The sequence below is a fragment of the Pilosibacter rotomagensis genome (assembly GCF_045062245.2).
Classification (GTDB): Bacteria; Bacillota; Clostridia; order Lachnospirales; family Lachnospiraceae; genus Pilosibacter.
Genome location: NZ_CM170323.1, coordinates 1803077 through 1821221, shown reverse-complemented (window position 1 = coordinate 1821221; position 18145 = coordinate 1803077). Strand labels below are relative to the sequence as shown.

Here is an 18145-nt window from a genome sequence, read left to right as displayed (position 1 = left end):
ATAACATGCTTATTTCAATATTAAATCATGCACAATCTGTACGCTGAACTTTTGTGCATGTTGTTTAATTCATCTCTTCTTTTTTATGTGCACCTCCCTTTTTCCACTATAAAATAATGGAATTATCCTGGCTAAGTTCAATGTCCTCACGTTTTCCAATCACCTCTATCTGATTTTTATAATTCTTCCCTAAGCGATAAAATCTGATCGTATCGGCGTTTCTGTCAACAAGGCGGGATAACTCGGCCTTTAATTGCACAAAATTTGCCATGCTGATATCGAGTTCAAAAACAGATTTCTGAACACGCACCCCATAATTTTCACATATTTTTGCAACTTTTCTAAGTCGTTCCGGACTATCTGCGATATCATATGAAAGCAAAATAAACACTGTCAATCCCCCTCCCAAATGTATGGCGGATATTCCGGAATATCTCCACGAATATATTGCGCGAGTAACTGCGCCTGCAAATACGGGATCAGCTTTCTCTGCACATCTTTTTTATACAGTGGAAATGGAACCTTTTCATTTTTAGAATTTTCCCATTCTGTTAATATTTTCCTTTTCGCCATCTCCTTCAATTGTATATTTCCACTCACACTTTCAAAGTCTTTTTGAGTAACCTGTTTGCGGTTGATCAACGTAAGTACAAAACGGTCTACAAATGGCGCTCTAAACTCCTCGATCAGATCACAGGAAAGGGAATCTCTTCCCGGATGAAGTTCATGTAAATATCCTACTGCTGAATCCAAGCCGAAAGATTCTAAAGCTGCCGTACAGTTGAGTGTAAGCATTGTATACAAAAATGAAAGCAGTGCATTGCAGTTATTTTCCGGCGGTTTCTTACTTCTCTTTTCAAACTCCATCCCGGTCGACTTTTGCTTGATCATATTGTCAAACTGGTCAAAATAATTAGAAGCGATACTCCCCTCCAATCCTCTGATCTCATCAACTGTTTTTGCAGCAGCAATGTCTCCCAACATCCCGGATATGGTCTGCGAAGCCTGAGACAATTTTTGATATTTTTTCTCTTCTATGCTTTTTGCCATATATTCAAGCAGATTCTTTTGATTGATTGCTTTGCCCAGAACAATATTTTTAGCAACTGCCAGCTTTTCAGAAGAGTCATAAATCTGATACTGTTTTCTTCGCAGAAGCACATTTCCCACATTCTTTCCGCACATTCTTCCGTAGTATACGCCATATTGAGATACATAAGAAATCGGTATCTTATGTTTTGAACAATATCCCACCAGGAAATCCGAAACTGTTGCCGGACCGAATATTACAATCTGCTCGATTGTCAATGCAGGAACATTTACTATCTTTTTTGATTCCACACCGTCTGAATCTATCATCTTTGTGATAACTTCAAACACATCATTTTCACAATGAATATATGTGTTTGGATTCAGGATATATAAGACTTTTTTTACCTGTATCACATCACCACTTCTTCCATAAATATTATACGATATACTTCTTTCGTATACATTCCATGTAATCCTGAACAAGTATTTTTCGCGGATTGCAGAGATCGTTTAAAGAACAGCCATTGCATCTCTTTCTCAGTTCCGGTTTGATTGGATGTGGATTTTCCAGATAACTGCTGATCTCTCTTATAAACTTTACTGCATCCGCCCGGACTTTATCGGAAATGTTTACTTCAAATCGTTCTTTCGATCCTGTGTAATAAATATAGCCGGTTGTAATCGTTGTATGGAACATCTCCTCCAAACACAGTGTCTGCGCCGCCATTTGAAGATTATACTCTTCCTCATCACGTTTTTTTCCATGTTTGTATTCAACGGGGTATATTCTGCATGTTTCCTCGAGGAAAGGAATATAACAGCCATCCGAAATAACTTCGAACTCAACCGAATCACAAATTCCAAATAAATGATATTTCTCAGAAACCACTTGAAGTCCTGTCACTTTTATGTGAGTCCCACGTCTTTCGATCTTGCATTCATGAGCCCGCTTGTGATCGCGGGCTCCTTCTGCCGTAAAAACATTTTCAATAAAGTTCTGCTCTGCGATTTGGAGATAAAATCTTCGTTTGCAGAACACCCATTGCGATATCCAGGATAATAAGATGGGTTCATCATCCATGATCATTTTACCTGTATGCCATTATTTTCGAGTGTCTGTGAAAATTCATCTGTCGATTCATTTCTCCAGATAATATCGCCGAATGGATTTTCCTTGACTCCGATATTGATCCCACGCATTGTTTCCGGAATCTGCATAGCGATGTCGTAATCCTCCAGCTTTCTCGGATATTCAACCCCTTCTTTTTTTGTTATCCGAAGCATGTTATACAATTTATGCGCCGGCATGCAACCGAGCAGTGCCTCTTTCTCATTCTGCTCCGGATTTTCCGGATGGGTACCAATATGTTTAAAAATAATTAATGGAGAGGCTGCCCGCATACCCTGCTTTGATGCTGAATTGTCGAATTCATACATCTGCAACAGTGCTTCGAAAAGTTTGTTCAGATCATCTTCCGAAAAACCTGTGCGGATTGCCAAACTGGGACTGATCGTTCCCTGAACAACATATAAACCATATGATACAACTTTCTTTTCACCCATGGTTCTCTTCGTCTGTTCATCATGTTCAGCTTCTTCTCGTTCGTAATCCTCAATGGTTGAAAAATCATTTCCATCTGTATAACACATTCTTGTAATCGTCATGTCTTCGATATGTATCGGATCTACCGATTCAGCCATTCCAAGCTGTACTGGTCCTGTGATCTGACCTGCATTTCGTCCTGTTGACAGAACTCCTCCAAAAGTTCTTACATCCCAAAATCTTTTGCAAAATGCAGCGGCAGACTCAGGAACTTTTTTATTCTTAAAGGGCTCTGCGAATTTTTCTTCCCCATTTACTTCCAATACAATTTTAGCGATTTCCTTATTGATGCTGACCCCATTGCGCATCAGAATGTCCATTCCATCTTCTCCCGCATACGCCACATCAATATAATTTCTTATGCGCCGCTTAAATGCTACATCAGTTATAATCCCAATTTCTGTTTCAATGTCCTGTCTTGGCAGATTTCCCATATCTGGATCTCCATTTGGATTTGCGAGTTTGGCTTCAACAAGCATCGTAAATGTATAGGTATTTTTTACAACTTCTTTTGCTTCCGCAAGCTTCACAACATTACTCATTCTCATTTTCCTCCTTGTTTTCTGCAGTTTTATTCTTAGTAGACATAAAGACCATACGCTGCTGCGCATAACCCAGGTCAAATGCCGCCTGTTCTTCAATGGAGAAATGCGCAGGGATATCTCCATTGAGTGAATTAGAAATTTCCCCGAAAATTTTATCAAACATACTGCGGGATTTTAATTTACCCAGATAATGTTCTTTATTGTCGTTAACCATTGTAAAAATCTTAGCCGGGCTTTTTTTCATCGCTTTGTAATACTTTTTTGCTATAGATACATTGACGCCTTTCTGTGCCGAAAGGAACTGAATATAATCCATACATGCAAGCCACCGTCCACATTGATATCCTTTACTATATATCCCATTGTACTCTTTATTGAGCTTCATTGCATTTTCCATCTCAACATCTCCTTTTCTTATCAGGTATGCTTTTATAAGTTGCAGATAAAAAATATCAGGAATGATTTTCCCCTCTAATATATCCCTGTCCACGCGATGAGACACCTTATGTAAGATCCTTACAGGGATTTCTTGATCAGAAATTACAGCGTTGAGCAGATTTTTAATATCCATACCCAGCTCTTTTTTTGCCTGATTGAACTTGTCCTTGACGTCCTTTTTTTCAAGCAGTCCCAATAAAATTGCATACAGATTTGTGATCCGATATTCAAAATTCGATCGGCTATCAATGATCGTCGTGTCTTTATACCATTTTTTTATACTTGCCTTAAGGTTCTGATATGTATCTTTATGATAATCAGATAAATAAAGCCTGCCTTTTGCCGGAACATCAAAGCTCATAATATAGTAATTTCCGCTGACTTTTCCTAACTCTATTTCTTTTTCTTTTGTTATTAATGTCTGAAGAGCTGCGGAATATTTTTCTTCTTTTCCCTGAGATCTCTCTGTGGTTTCCTCCAGTTCATCCATCAATTTAGCAAAATCTGTATCCCCGATCGAAATAGCTTTTTTGATCAGATCGAATGCATCCGGATTATCAAACCAGTACATGATTTCAAAATTGTTATCATGATTGTTTTCTGAGGTCAGCAGATATTCAATTCCTGCTTTAATGATCTCGGTCTCTTCCTTTGACATTGGACACGCCGTGCTTCCGCTGTCTCCAAATGAATGGAACGAGCACCTTTCCCCCGTTACAGAACTCTGATCGTTCGAAAAGACCGGAACTCCGCTTCCTGTTTGAGGAGCCATTATCTTTGGAAATTTTCCCACGATCGGATCCACTTTCTGTCCGGTAATACAGGAAACTATTTTCTTTCCAGGCATTTTTTCATCCGATCCCGAACGTATAATATCATCACAATATTCTTCAAACCATTCTTTCCAATCCGTTTCGTTTTCAAGATTTTTTCCGTCAATCCGAAAAGATACAAATTCTCCCGGTTTGATCTTGAAGCTTTCCAGTTTGATCCACAATTCCTGTGCCATTTCCGGACTATCTTCAATTTTATTTAGGAATTTATAAGCAATCGCTATCGACTCAGACCGTTCTGCACCTTTTTTCATGCATGAAATCCACTCTTCATGTTTGATCTTCTCCGTTTTTCCCTGAATGTTTCCTGCACATTCCGGCCATATATATTTGAGTTTTTCACAGACAGGGGAAATTGCAAGGTGCTTCGGGGTTTTGGGGCATAATACTTTTTGCTTCCGTTCATCTTTACTGCGCGCTTCCAGAACACGATAATTTCCCTCACGATCCAATTCTATGTAAGCGGCAACATCTCTTTTTTCTGTATTTCCGGCAGATCCAATTCCCCGACTTATGGCAAAATCATATATTTCTTTATACATCCTCCTTCCACACCTCCCTGCTTGCAAAGTCCGGAACATTGATCACTCCATTACAGATATAAGGATGATAAAAGGTACGATACACGTTTCCTTCTCCTTTCGCTGTATCCAATGGGGTATGGGTTTTAATGTCAAAATTATCATAGAGCATAATTCCAAGGTCTTCTGACTCACTGATTGGATGTATGTCAGGATCTGGCGGTGTAAAGAACGCCATGCATTCTCTCAATCCCAGATACGGCTGATGAAAACATTTTCCGCTTTTCACTCTCCTGTTAAACTGGTCGATCAATGACTGCTGCGTGACTCTTTCTTCACATCCTTTTTCTTTTATGATCTCTGCATGGATCCTGTAGTATACATCCCGAAGATAGATATTATTTCTTTGCGTCCGCGACTCCTCTACAATGATCGGTTCTCCATCCAATACAGCCTTCTTATTTACCTCGTTTCGCTTAATGTTAATATAGCGAATTGGTTTCATGATCTCGATCTTTTTAATCTGATAATGAAACTCACCGGGTTTAAAATAAATTGCTTCCAATGCACCGCGACATGCTGATGGAGTCGGTGCATCGTAGCTCACTCGTTCTACCTTGGCATTGCTTCTGGTAAAACATGCAAATTTTCCGTAAATGTCTACAACAACATTCTCAGGCATTTTCTCACCTCCGTTTATGTCTAATTAAATATATACATCTTATTATGCTTTTTGTCAATACAACATTACTTATATCTTTATAATTTGTTCATCATGCACATGTTTCAATTGATTATAAACAGTGCTTATCTCAGTCAGATAGGACTTCTGTCTTTTTTAAAGCAGTACGTAATCATAAGATATCTCCATCAGTGACAAACATCACACGCTAAGCACTATGTTTATTCAACTTGAATTTTTTCATTGACACTTTATCATTATAAAGAAATTGGCCAGGAGCACAAAGCATCCTGGCCACTGACGTAAATCTTAAATTAATTTCAATCCACGGGATATAAAACCCCAGGACTTCATTATATCTAAAACCTTTAAATATGACAATACAAAATTTTACATCGTCATATTATTTTCCGTCTTCCAACCAGCCGTCTCCATACTCTGTACACTCTATGTACAAATATTTTCTGATCCTTTTAGAGCATATACGCCTCGCTCATCTCCTCTCTCTGCAGTCCGGTCTTCTCATCATAAATTTCATCGATATCTGCAATATACCAATCGATTCCTACCTTCTCCCGATTTCTTCCAAGCCGTACATGCAGCTGATGACAATGCATTTTTATAAATTCTGCTTTCTTTCCATTCATATATCGGTTGACGCGGAAATCCGGGCATAATGCCATTTGTTTCCTGGTAATGCAGTAATCCTGCGCTCTGATTGTTTTGAGCAAAGACTCAAATTCTTCCCTTTTTGCAGCGTATGGCACAATTACCGTGCATTGGCCGGTCGAATCGATCAGTTTATATTCATCGCACATTTTCTTTACATCAAGCTTTTTGCAGGCCTCTCTGATTTCACTCCTGTCAGCTCCCGTACTTGTGTCCTGACCGTAAAGCTCCGAATAATATTCATCCATTAGCTCAATATCATTCAGATTCAATTCTTGATGACGCTCTGCAAGCGCTCTTGTTCGACATGCCTCTGTATAATAAGCACTGCTAGGAAATCCATATACATTCGTATCTTTCAGCATAAAGATCACAAATTCACCATACCTTTTTCCGTTTCGATTGATTCTTCCCGCCGTCTGTATTATGGATGACAGAGGTGCATACTCACGTACTCCTGTCGGAAAATCAATATCAACACCTGCCTCAATACATTGTGTACTTACCAGATAGCATTCCTGTCCCTGATCCAGCATTGCTTTAACTTTCCGGATCACCGTCTTTTTGTGTTCCGTACATAAATCCGAGGACAAATAAAACACTGTTGATCCTTCCTTTACATCTTTCAATATTTTATACATAGAAAGCGCTTTTCCAACGGTGTTGAAAACAAAAAGTACTTGCTTTTTATCCTGCGCATACTCACGCAGATCCTGAAAGTCTATCTCTTCTTTTCTCACGATTATTTTCGTTTTTTTGATCTTGTCATAATCACAGTAGAGTGTTTTTACATTCTTTATGACCTCTGTCATTTGAAATCCATCCGGTATTTCCCTTCGATACTGATATTTGGGGAAGGTCGCAGTCGATAATAAAACGCTCACATTAAAATGATCAACTAATGCCTTCAATGTCATGATCGTGCAACTTGTCAGATCGTGTGGAAGGACCTGACATTCGTCAAAAACCACAGCAGAATTTGCTATCTGATGTAATTTTCTGGACGGAGCTGCATAGTCTGTAAACAGTGTTTCAAAGAATTTTACACTTGTTGTGATAATAATCGGCGCGTTCCAACGATCAACCATTCGCTGCGCCGCTTCATTATATTTTGTGTCGCTGTCATCTTCAAAAACAATGTTATCACCAAATGCTTTTCGATAGACGTCCGCATTTTGTGAGATGATCGAAAGATACGGCAAAACAACAAAAATCCGTTTATATCCGTTCACTTTTGCCTGTTCCAACGCAAAGCGCATTAACGCTAATGTCTTAGCGGTTCCTGTAGGAGCCGTCATCGAATAAAATCCCCTCCCGAGTTTCCCTGCTGCTTCAGCATCATTATAAACTTTATTTCTAAGGCGATTGATTTCAAGAGAAGGATCCGCATTTGCAAGGATCTTGTTCCGATAGGCATTCAAATCTCCAATACACTTATCAGCGTTCAATATTTTATCTTCTTCCAGTTCAATATCATCACAAAACTTAGCTGTTGCTGTATAATCAGCATCGACCAGACTGGAAAAAATCATTCTGGCATACAACATCTTTGCATATTCGTCCATTGTCTCTAACGGGAGATAGTCCGTTTTTTCAATATGACCTACCAATTTATTATCTTCCGCATATTGCGCGACAGCTTCATACTCCTTCAAAGATGACAACGCGTTTACCTTTCCATCTCCGTCCGGCATATCAAATTCATCCGCTTCCGGAAGCTGGTACATCTCTTCCAGATCATATTTTCGCGAAAACGATTCCCCCATTCTCGAATGATGCCCCTTGATCGCAGCGCATATGATCAAATGCATCATTCGATCTTCAATATATCGTCTTTTTTCATTTTCCAAAAAACACTCATTATGCAGATATTCAGCGCCAACAATCGCATGGTTAACCTTACTTTCCATTCTTTCCAATACTCTGGAAAATTTTACTGTCCGCTTTCCTATGTCATGAACGTTTCCAATTGTTTTTGTGATTTTGGAACTTTCAAAGTCAGCTCCAAATGTTTCCGCCAGATCTCCAACCAAGCGAAGGTGATCTTCCAATGGCTCATTGCCATGTGACGATGTGTGAGCATAAAATACTTTTTCCTCACGTTTGTTCTCTTTTTCCATGTTCTTCACCCCTCAGATAATATATCTATGCTTTACAATGACCTTCTGCATCACCCCACCACAAACCCCGAGAAATCAATCATACTCCCCAGCGTATTCCCCAGCGGCGTCGGGTCCATCGCTTCTTTGACTTTGCGGAGAGTCTTCTCGAAGAGATCACGGTCGCGGAAGACGTGGAGGAGGTCGGCGGTGTTTCTGGCGTCGTCGAGGGCGTCGTGCTGTCTGCCGGAGAAATCGATTCCGGCCATGTCGAGGGCGAGTTCCAGGGAGATCCGTCTTTCGAATCCGATGTGCGCATCGAATTCATTCTGGAAATCGGTCCACTCGGTGTCGATCAGGCCGTGTTCTTCGTCGGAAAGCTCGTATTCTTTTAAGAGGATCTCTTTTACGACCTGGTTGTAGTCAGAGTCACTCCAAGCATAGATCGTGACCTCGTCTCCGGTTCCCAGGCACCAATTTGTGAACATCCGGAATGCTTCCCTGAATACCGGTGCATTCGCTACCATCACGTCTGTGATCCCGGTCAGATTCCGGATCTCCGCCGCGATCTTATCGTTGTATTCCGGTTTTACATATGTACGGAAGTTCCCGATCTCCTGCAGGTTTTCATCCAGCATAACGGCTCCGATCTCTATGATCTCGCTTTTGCAGATTTTTCTCGCTTCTGAGTTACGCGCGATCTTGTTCATCTCCAGGTCGATTACAATATGTTTCATAAACGTTTCCTCCTGTACTCTGTATTTTCATTCCATTTGTTTCTATATACCATCAGTAATTTCATAGCGCCAGACATGGTTTGCAATCTTCTCCGCTGTTTTTCTAATCATCCCCCAGCTCATCCAGTGCATCATCGACGCCATCCGCGTAGTCGCTGTCTCTGGCATAACGGTCATCGTCGTAATCCCCGTCCATATAGACGTCATCGTATCCGTCGTCGTAGGAATCCGCTGTGCTTTTTCTGTAGCTGCTGGTTCCATAAGAACTTTTCGGCTTGCTGTAGGAAGAAGAGCTTCTGGATGCTGCAGAGCTGCTGCCGGAAGTACTGCTGCTTTTATAGCTGGATGATCCGGATGAGCTGCTTCCCGATGACTTTCCGTAGGACGAGGACGAACTGCTGCCCGAACTCCCCGACGAGTAAGAACTTGTATAAGATCTTCGGTACGGTTTGTGGAGATAACAGTAACTGCTCTCCGGTGCCCGCTTGTTGCTGCACCCGGTCACGATACATTTCGGTTCTGCTGCGTCGCTGACAGCTCCGATAAGACAGAGAAGTCCAATGATCGTACACAAGCCTGCTAAAAATCCTCCAAATGTCATATTTCTCATATAGATCCCCCTTTTCCTAATTCCGGATATCCCTGTGGATGATGCCGCAACCTGTTCCATGTGTTTTTTTCTTCAGTTTAAGTATTCTGCCTACATGTTTCCTGTTTGATATTTTTATTATATCATTTCACCTGTCCTTTAAATATCCCACGTGTCCTGAATTTTCGTTCTCACCTCTCTGCTCCTGCCCCATTCCTTATCTTCACTCTCCATCTGAAGTATGATTTTATTATATCTGTCTGTCCTCACATTTTTTGGACAGGTCCTCCTGGATAAAAATTTCATCGCTATTTCCTCTGCATCAAAAAAAGCAGGAGCCGCCAAGTGCCCCTGCTTCCCATCTTTTATATTCTGTTTTTATGACTGATTTCCCTGGTACTGGTCGCTTCCGAATCCGAGGATCATTGAGAAGATCGGCTGGAGGAGGAAAAGTCCTACGCCAAAGCCGAAACCGTGTCCAAATGCTTTGGAAACATGCTGTTTTTCCTTGAAATCAATTACAAGGTAAGCAATCGTGCAAATCAGACCACCGAGGAACATCAGGGCGCTTGTCCCTGTGTTTTCGAGAAAGATATCTGCGAGAACTCCCAGTCCGATGTAAGTCCACGCGAGCTGCGGTTTCCACATCAGCTTATACTCCGTATAAACATTGTAGAACGGGATCAGGGATTTCCAGCCCGGTTCTCCGGCCTTTGAAAAGATCTTCCAGTTTGCGATCATATAGAAGATATAATAGATCAGCCGTAAGGTTGAATAGATTCCCAGGATCCCTCCGATCACGGTTGTACCTGCTAACATTGTCATATCTGTTTCCATGTGTCATCCACTTTTCTTCTTTTGAAGATTTAATATTTGCCGTTCGCAGGAAATCCGCAAGTAGATTTCTGACTCTTTTTTTATGATATCATACAGATGGATACAAAACGGACACTGTCAGAAATTATATATACCACACATCTTCATTCGTCGCAGAGATCGCATCGACACCGGCCTCGAATGCCGCCATCACATCCTTTTTATCAGACAGAAGCCCGCCGGCAATCAGAGGAATATCGGTATACTCCCGCATGATCTTTAAGATCTTCGGCATTACACCCGGCATGATCTCGACCGCGTCCGGGTGGAACAGCTCGATCTGTTTTTTCAGGGTATTTAAGGCGATGGAATCCACCACAAAGGTTCTCTGAATCGCAAACAGACCAATCTCCTTCGCGTATTCCACAAGCACGTTCTTCGTGCTGATGATTCCATCCGCCTTCGTATTGTGGGCAATAAAATCAACCGCCACCTTTTTTGTGCTGAGTCCTTGGATCATATCTACATGGACGATCGCGATCTTTCCGGCAGCTTTGATCTTCGCCACGATCGCATCGATGTCGCAGATCGTCCCAAACAGTACGAATACGACCTTACATTCTGATTTCAGGCTGTGTTCCAGTCCTTCCTGGCTCTTGACCGCCGCAATGATCGGAGATTCCTCCAATAATTCTAGCATTGTCATTTCTTCTCCTCCGGCTTTCTTCTACAGATTCAGAAAGCCTTTTCCTCCCTCATTTTTCTGAGCAGTTCTCCCATCTCTTTTAACCCTGTAAAAATGGCATCCGGAACGACGTCGGATTTCGGCACATCTTCCAGCTTTGTTTCTCCGGTCAGAACCAGGATCCCGTGTGCACCGTTTACCACGCCGGTCTTTACATCCGTATAGATCCGGTCTCCGACAAAGGAAACTTCCTCACGATTCGCACCAGTCAGCTCCAGGACCATGTCCACCGTCTCGCGGAACGGTTTTCCGACGTACTTCGGCTCCTTTCCCGTCGACAGAGAAATCGCCGCGCACATGGCGCCGCAGTCCGGGATAAATCCATCCTTTGTCGGACAGTTGATATCCAGATGGGTTGCAAGGAATACTGCGCCGTTCCGGATATATGTGCAGGCTCGTTCCAGCTTCTCATACGTCAATGTCATATCAAAGCCGAACACTACCACGTCCGGCATTTCTTTCGTCAGATGGATCCCGTTTTCAAGGAAATTTGCCTCAAGGTCCGGCGTTCCCACAAGGTAGACTTTTTGTCCGGGATAATACTCTTTCAGATACTGGATCATCACATCTCCGGACGTGATGATCTGATCTCTGCTAATATAACACCCCATTTTTGCAAGTTTGTCAATATATGTTTTCGGTGATTTTGATGAATTATTTGTAAAAAAGACATATCGCTTTCCGGCTTTCTTCACCTCTTCCAGAAAATCCAGCGCTCCGTCAATCACATCGGTATCCAGATAAAAGGTTCCGTCCATATCCAGGACAAAAAGTTCTGTTTCCTTCAAAATCTCACGTTTCGTCATGTTCTTCTCCTTGTCGTTTTCCAGGACCGGTGCAGCCCATTCTCTTCCCTCTATTTTACATCATCTGATCCGCGAATGCAAATCCTGCTCCCCTACAGGCAGAAAGGAGGCAGCAGACAAATACGATCTGTCTGTACTGCCTCTGTCATCGTTGCCCCCGCACCGGCGGTTAGTCTTTTATGCCTGCTCTACATTTTTGCCCGCGACAACCGCCACTCCGGTTCCGGCACAGTCCGCGAGGATCACGTCTCCGATATGCACCGGTGCTTTTACTTTTGCGGCATGGATCTCCTTCATACATTCAAAAATGCTGCCCTTCGGAATGTCGGATGCGGTCTTGACGGATACACGTTCGATCGTTCCGCCTTCTACTCTCACAGTCGAGGTCACGATCCGGGTCGGGTTGGTCACTTCCTTTTTCGCATAGGCTTCCCCGCGCGGACATGTATTGCCCTCAACCTTGATCTCGTTTTCTCCCATCGTCACAGTGAGCTGGCAGCCCAGCGGACATCCGATACATGTCAGTTCTCTTACTTCCATCACTCATCCACCTCCGTGCAAATGGTTATCTCTCTCAGATCCGGATACTGTTCCAGGCTTTCCTTTGTCAGGAATACCTGTTCCATCTCCCCGGGCGCCAGCACTTTCTTTTTCCGGCGGCTGATACATGTTCCGTCATAATAAACACAGATGCTGCGTCCTTTGTATACATCCGCTACGCGGAAGCGCACCGTCAGTCTGTCTGCCATCGCACCGATGTCGATCGACTGCGGCACGGTATAGCGGACGCCATTCTCGGCTTTGATCGTCACGGTATGACCTTTTTTCGTCTCACCGGACATGATATAACGGGCCGCATTCTGCCCGGCAAGTGCCGCTTCCTCTGAAACATAGTCGACAAGATCATGCACATGGAGGACGTTTCCGCAGGCAAACACACCCTCGATCCCGGTTTCCAGCCGATCATTGACCATAGGCCCCGATGTGACCGGATTCATGGTGACGCCCATGTTTCTCGTCAGTTCATTTTCCGGGATCAGGCCGCAGGATAACAGAAGTGTATCACAGCTGTAATATTCTTCCGTCCCGGCGATCGGTTTTCTGTCCGATCCTACTTTCGCCAGGGTAATCCCGGTCACGCGCTCTTTTCCGTCAATTTTGACAACGGTGTGGCTCAGCTTTAACGGAATTCCGAAATCGTCAAGACACTGCACGATATTTCTCTTTAAGCCTCCGGAATACGGCATCAGTTCCGCCACGACCTTGACTTTCGCCCCTTCGAGCGTCATACGGCGCGCCATGATCAGCCCGATATCCCCGGAGCCGAGGATCACGACTTCTTTTCCGACCATATGTCCCTCGATGTTCATGAGGCGCTGTGCCGTTCCGGCGGTGTAGATGCCTGCCGGGCGGTAGCCCGGGATATTTAAGGCGCCTCTCGGGCGCTCTCTGCAGCCCATTGCAAGGATGATCGCCTTTGCCTTGATGATCTCCAATCCTTCGCTCCGGCTCACAACGATGATCTCTTTTTCCTGATGGATATCCATGACCATGCTGTTTAAGCGGTACGGGATTTCAAGTTTCTTTACTTCTTCCTCGTAGCGGGCCGCATATTCCGGTCCGGTCAGCTCTTCCTTGAAGGTATGAAGGCCGAACCCATTGTGAATGCACTGATTTAAGATGCCGCCCAGCACACTGTCGCGCTCCAGGATCAGAATGTCATCCACTCCGCTCTTTTTTGCTGCCGCCGCTGCCGCAAGTCCTGCAGGACCGCCGCCGATAATTACAATGTCATGCTGAATCATGGTTATGCCTCCTCGCCTTTTATCATTTCTGAGCCTTTGCGGTTCTTGCAGATCTCCGTGATCGGGATCCCCGCCTCACGGGAGAGGATCTCCATCGCCCTCGGCGTGCAGAAACCGGCCTGGCAGCGTCCCATTCCCTGGCGGACACGCCGCTTGATCCCGTCCATGGAGCGGGCGCCGAGCGTTCTTGTCACAGCATCGATGATTTCGCCCTCGCTGATGTTCTCACAGCGGCAGATGATCGAGCCGTATGCCGGATTCTTCCGGATCAGTTCCGCGCGCTCTTCCAGGCTTAAATCTGCGGCTTTCACGATGCCTTTCCGAACCGGATCAAAGTTCGGGTTCTTTCCGAATCCCGCCTTTTCCCCGATCATCTCCGCTAAATATTCCCCGATCGCCGGAGCGCAGGAAAGTCCCGGAGATTCAATGCCCGCGGCATCAAAAAATCCAGGTGCATCTTCCGCTTCCCCGATGATAAAATCGTCCCCGTCCTCATGTGCACGAAGACCGGAGAAGGAGGTGATCACCTGACGGAATGGGATGTTCTTTACACTCTTTGCCGCTTTTTCACAGGCTTCCGCAAGTCCCTCTGCTGTTGTATATGTTCCGTCCTTATCTTCCTGATCGACCGCTGTCGGTCCGACGAGAAGGTTTCCGTGGACAGTCGGGCTGACCAGAATCCCTTTTCCGTATTTTCCCGGAAGCTGGAATACGGTCGCTGAGACATGATGGCCTGCTTCTTTATCTAACAGACAATATTCGCCGCGGCGCGGAACGATATGAAGCTTTTTCGCGGAGACCATGTTGTGGATCTCATCCGCGTAAACTCCTGCGGCATTGACTATGTAAGTTGTCTCATACGTGCCGTTCGGGGTCTCGATCCGGTATCCATCCGCAGTCTTTTCGATCTTCTCCGCTTTTGTGTTGAACACAAACTCTACACCGTTGTCACATGCATTCTCCGCGAGTGCGATCGTCAGGCTGAACGGGCATACGATCCCGCCTGTCGGCGCATAGAGGGCAGCAACAACTTCCTCACTGATGTTCGGCTCTCTTCTTCGCACTTCATCTCCGGACAGGATCTCAAGATCCGGAACACCGTTTGCCATGCCTCTTTCATAAAGCGCCTGCAATGCCGGGCGGTCTTCCTCCGCAAAGCAGAGCACCAGGGATGAGTTGCGCTTGAAATCAAAATCGAGCTCTTTCGACAGCTCTCCCATCATGGCATTGCCTTTTACGTTTAACTTTGCTTTTAATGATCCTGTTTTTGCGTCATAACCGGCATGAACGATCGCGCTGTTCGCCTTGGAAGTGCCGGAGCAGACATCCTCTTCCTTTTCCAGCAGGACCGTACGGCACTGATATTTCGAAAGCGCTCTTGCGATGCTGCTTCCGATCACGCCTCCTCCGATTATCACTACATCGTATCTGTTCCCATTCATCCTGTGATCCTCCATCGTATTGATACTTCCTATAATTCTTCTGCAAATCTTATCTCTTCCATTGCCTGGATATTGCTGAGCAAGGTCTTTCTCAGCGTTTTATCCTGGACTTCGATCGACATCGTCGCGGACGGTCCCTCGCCCTTCAGCCTGCTTTTCGCAATGTCAAACGATACGATCCTGATATCCTTGGTACGCATGGTATCCATAAAGGTTCCGACTCCACTGCTGGTATTGAATTCCAGGTAAAAATCGAACACTTTAGCATGATTATGGATCATTGCATCTACTTTTGTCAGCAGCTTCAGCGTCAGAGCGATCAGAACCAACCCATATGCTGCTCCTTCGACAAAGCCGATCCCGGCTGCAAGTCCCTCACATGCACTGATCCAGAGGCACGCCGCTGTCGTCAGGCCGCGCACCTGATTCCGTCCGGTCACCATGATCGTTCCGACTCCGAGAAATCCGACTCCGCTGATCACCTGCGCTCCGAGTCTTGCCATATCGGCTTTGGCATCCGGGAATGTCCGGAACATATATTCGCTCGTCAGCATGACAAGAGTCGATCCCAGACAGACGAGAACATGCGTCTTGATCCCGGCGCCTCGCCTTTTCAATCCTCTGTCAATTCCGATAAACATTCCGACTGCCAGTGAAAACAACAGGCGGATCCAGATTCCGGCCAGTGTCCAGGTGGCTGCCGTACCCACGATCCATTTCCAAACTGCCATTGCTATCGCCTCCCGAATCCCGGGATAAGACAAGCGGATGTGCAGTTTTTGTTTTTTCTGTAACAGAAAAGAGCAGAATGCCTCCGTATCGCTACGACTGCCTTTCTACTCTTCTTCTCACAGGCTCATCTTATCCGGTTTTATCTATTTTTCATCTGGTTCCATGATGGTCCATATGTTCTGTGACAGATCCTCTTATGCCGCACCGTAAAGGAGATCCGGTACGCAGGTGATCAGGAACGGGCAGAATGTCAGGATCAGAAGAACGATCAGGAGGGAAAGGATGAACGGCCATACTTCCTTCAGGAATTCACTGATCGGGCAGCCCGTAATACCACAGGTCGTAAACATCATGGATCCGAATGGAGGTGTGATACCACCGATCATGATATTTACAATAGCGACAAGGCCGAAATGGTAATCGTTGATTCCAAGCTGTCTCGCAACCGGAAGAAGGAGCGGTGTGATGATCATTAACGCTGCACCGCCTTCCAGGAACATACCCATGATCAGAAGGATCACGTTGCACGCTAAGAGGAACAGCCATTTGTTCGTCGTCAGACTTAACATTGCGGATGCTACGACTCTCGGCAGGTTGATCCAGGTCATATAGTAGCCGAATACATTGGCTGCAACCATGATCAGGACAACGCTGGAGGTTCCGGCGATACTGTCAAGCAGGATCGGGATCAGATGTTCTTTTACGGACAGTTTCTTATAGACGAACCGTCCGATAATGATACAGTAAAGAACGGCTACTGCACCGCCCTCGGAAGGTGTGAACATTCCGAAACGCATTCCGAGAATAATGCCAAACGGGAAAAACAGTCCCCAGAAGGAGGTAATTCCCTGTTTTACGATTTCTTTCAGAGACGGGAATTTTTCACGGGTCGTCGGGTAATTTCTCTTATGTGCGATGATAGAAACCACGATCATCATGGAGATCGCCATCATGATACCCGGAATATATCCGGCTGCAAAGGTACGGCCAAGGGAGATCTGCGCAATCAGGGTAAACACGATCAGATTGACTCCCGGCGGGATAACCGGAGTGGCTGCCGATGAAGCTGCCGTGATCGCTGCTGAGAATGCCTTGGAATATCCTCTCTTTTCCATCTCCGGAACGAGCATCTTGGACTGCATCGCACAGTCTGCGTTCGCAGAACCGGAGCATCCGCCCATCAACATGCTGAGCACAACATTGACCTGTGCCAGACCACCTTTCATGTGTCCGGTCAGGACCTCCGCGAAATCCATCATCTTGTCGCTGATGCCGCCGTAGTTCATGACGGAACCGGCCATGACGAAGAACGGGATCGCAAGCATCGAGAACGACTGTGTGGAAGTCATGACCTTCTGTAAGATCAGCCAGTTCTTACTCGTCGTGTCGATAAACGTGAAATAGAAAAAGGTCGATCCGAACAGCGCATACACGATCGGCATTCCCAGGAAATAGAGAATAAATACCATAAAGATCGGAACGAGTTCAATTAATTCGAGTCCCATTATTCATCTCCTCCTCCCTTTTTAAATACCCTGATCAGGTCTTTCAACAGAAAATAAATGCAGAAGATCAGGGAAAGACCAAATCCGATCGGAACTGCGCTGGAGATATACCAGCTTGGTACACGAAGCGTATTTGTAAGTTTATCCATTGTGTTCATGACATACTGGACACTTGTCCTCGTCAGCATGACGAGTGTTACGAGCTCCAGGAGATCCATGAGCACCTTAACGACTTTTCTGATCTTCTCCGGAAGAATGTTGATCAGGATATCAACGCCCAGATGTGCATGCTTGCGGTACGCATATGCGCTTCCAATAAAGACAGTCCAGACGAAGAGCCCCGTAGCGACTTCCTCCGACCAGTAAAGCGGTCTTTTCAGAAAGTAGCGCATAAGGACGTTTACATTTACAACGATGGTACAGAGTGTCAGTGTCACGCAGGTAATGATCGCATCCAGATTTACCAGCACCGACCCCAGTGTAATTTTTTTCTTCTCCATAATCTATCCTCATGCATTCATCATAATAGTCACGATCTTAATTCAT

General features: G+C 44.8%; 19 protein-coding genes. All 19 read right to left on the bottom strand.

All coding sequences use genetic code 11. The features are described 5' to 3' along the window. Positions 1–106 precede the first annotated feature (106 nt). Positions 107–391: a CRISPR-associated endonuclease Cas2 gene (gene cas2, locus ACI3EW_RS07995; RefSeq protein WP_118532111.1), complete on the bottom strand. Its 285-nt coding sequence runs from the start codon at positions 389–391 to the stop codon at positions 107–109. A 2-nt stretch (positions 392–393) separates the two neighbouring features. After that, entirely contained in the window at positions 394–1446 is a 1053-nt protein-coding gene (gene cas1 / locus ACI3EW_RS07990) for a CRISPR-associated endonuclease Cas1 (RefSeq protein WP_182426823.1), read from the bottom strand. Between the two features lie 22 nt (positions 1447–1468). Beyond that, positions 1469–2113 (bottom strand): CRISPR-associated protein Cas4, encoded by a 645-nt coding sequence (gene cas4 / locus ACI3EW_RS07985; protein ID WP_182426822.1) that lies wholly within the window; start codon positions 2111–2113, stop codon positions 1469–1471. 2 nt (positions 2114–2115) lie between these two features. Beyond that, a complete protein-coding gene (gene cas7c, locus ACI3EW_RS07980) occupies positions 2116–3177 on the bottom strand; it encodes a type I-C CRISPR-associated protein Cas7/Csd2 (protein ID WP_182426821.1) in 1062 nt (353 codons plus the stop codon). Beyond that, positions 3170–4993 (bottom strand): type I-C CRISPR-associated protein Cas8c/Csd1, encoded by a 1824-nt coding sequence (locus tag ACI3EW_RS07975; RefSeq protein ID WP_182426820.1) that lies wholly within the window; start codon positions 4991–4993, stop codon positions 3170–3172. Before ACI3EW_RS07975 ends, cas7c begins: the two co-directional genes overlap by 8 nt. Beyond that, the gene (gene cas5c / locus ACI3EW_RS07970) at positions 4986–5654 is read right to left on the bottom strand and encodes a type I-C CRISPR-associated protein Cas5c (RefSeq protein WP_118532101.1); all 669 of its coding nucleotides are present in this window, start codon (positions 5652–5654) and stop codon (positions 4986–4988) included. The genes ACI3EW_RS07975 and cas5c overlap by 8 nt, the downstream gene beginning before the upstream one ends. Before the next feature lie 473 nt (positions 5655–6127). Beyond that, complete coding sequence (gene cas3, locus ACI3EW_RS07965; RefSeq protein WP_118532099.1) at positions 6128–8443, bottom strand: CRISPR-associated helicase Cas3'; 2316 nt, start codon at positions 8441–8443, stop codon at positions 6128–6130. A 50-nt stretch (positions 8444–8493) separates the two neighbouring features. Then, entirely contained in the window at positions 8494–9159 is a 666-nt protein-coding gene (locus tag ACI3EW_RS07960) for a 3'-5' exonuclease (protein ID WP_118532097.1), read from the bottom strand. A 103-nt stretch (positions 9160–9262) separates the two neighbouring features. Further along, the gene (locus ACI3EW_RS07955) at positions 9263–9769 is read right to left on the bottom strand and encodes a hypothetical protein (protein ID WP_182426819.1); all 507 of its coding nucleotides are present in this window, start codon (positions 9767–9769) and stop codon (positions 9263–9265) included. A 138-nt stretch (positions 9770–9907) separates the two neighbouring features. After that, on the bottom strand, positions 9908–10054 hold the full coding sequence (locus tag ACI3EW_RS07950) for a hypothetical protein (protein WP_182426818.1): 147 nt from the start codon (positions 10052–10054) through the stop codon (positions 9908–9910). Positions 10055–10126: 72 nt separating this feature from the next. Beyond that, complete coding sequence (locus ACI3EW_RS07945) at positions 10127–10585, bottom strand: DUF5684 domain-containing protein (protein WP_118532092.1); 459 nt, start codon at positions 10583–10585, stop codon at positions 10127–10129. 124 nt (positions 10586–10709) lie between these two features. Continuing rightward, entirely contained in the window at positions 10710–11264 is a 555-nt protein-coding gene (locus tag ACI3EW_RS07940) for a glycerol-3-phosphate responsive antiterminator (protein WP_405582185.1), read from the bottom strand. A gap of 35 nt (positions 11265–11299) precedes the next feature. Continuing rightward, positions 11300–12115: an HAD-IIA family hydrolase gene (locus ACI3EW_RS07935; RefSeq protein ID WP_118532088.1), complete on the bottom strand. Its 816-nt coding sequence runs from the start codon at positions 12113–12115 to the stop codon at positions 11300–11302. 177 nt (positions 12116–12292) lie between these two features. After that, positions 12293–12655, bottom strand: a complete 363-nt coding sequence (locus ACI3EW_RS07930; protein WP_118532086.1) for a DUF1667 domain-containing protein — start codon at positions 12653–12655, stop codon at positions 12293–12295. Beyond that, positions 12655–13920, bottom strand: coding sequence for an NAD(P)/FAD-dependent oxidoreductase (locus ACI3EW_RS07925; RefSeq protein ID WP_329752449.1), 1266 nt, complete (start codon positions 13918–13920; stop codon positions 12655–12657). Before ACI3EW_RS07925 ends, ACI3EW_RS07930 begins: the two co-directional genes overlap by 1 nt. A 2-nt stretch (positions 13921–13922) precedes the next feature. Beyond that, complete coding sequence (locus ACI3EW_RS07920) at positions 13923–15377, bottom strand: NAD(P)/FAD-dependent oxidoreductase (RefSeq protein ID WP_243022309.1); 1455 nt, start codon at positions 15375–15377, stop codon at positions 13923–13925. A gap of 14 nt (positions 15378–15391) precedes the next feature. Next, positions 15392–16093 (bottom strand): MgtC/SapB family protein, encoded by a 702-nt coding sequence (locus tag ACI3EW_RS07915; protein WP_118298120.1) that lies wholly within the window; start codon positions 16091–16093, stop codon positions 15392–15394. A gap of 195 nt (positions 16094–16288) precedes the next feature. After that, positions 16289–17599: a TRAP transporter large permease gene (locus ACI3EW_RS07910; protein ID WP_182426817.1), complete on the bottom strand. Its 1311-nt coding sequence runs from the start codon at positions 17597–17599 to the stop codon at positions 16289–16291. After that, complete coding sequence (locus ACI3EW_RS07905) at positions 17599–18099, bottom strand: TRAP transporter small permease (RefSeq protein ID WP_118532082.1); 501 nt, start codon at positions 18097–18099, stop codon at positions 17599–17601. The genes ACI3EW_RS07910 and ACI3EW_RS07905 overlap by 1 nt, the downstream gene beginning before the upstream one ends. Positions 18100–18145: the final 46 nt, after the last annotated feature.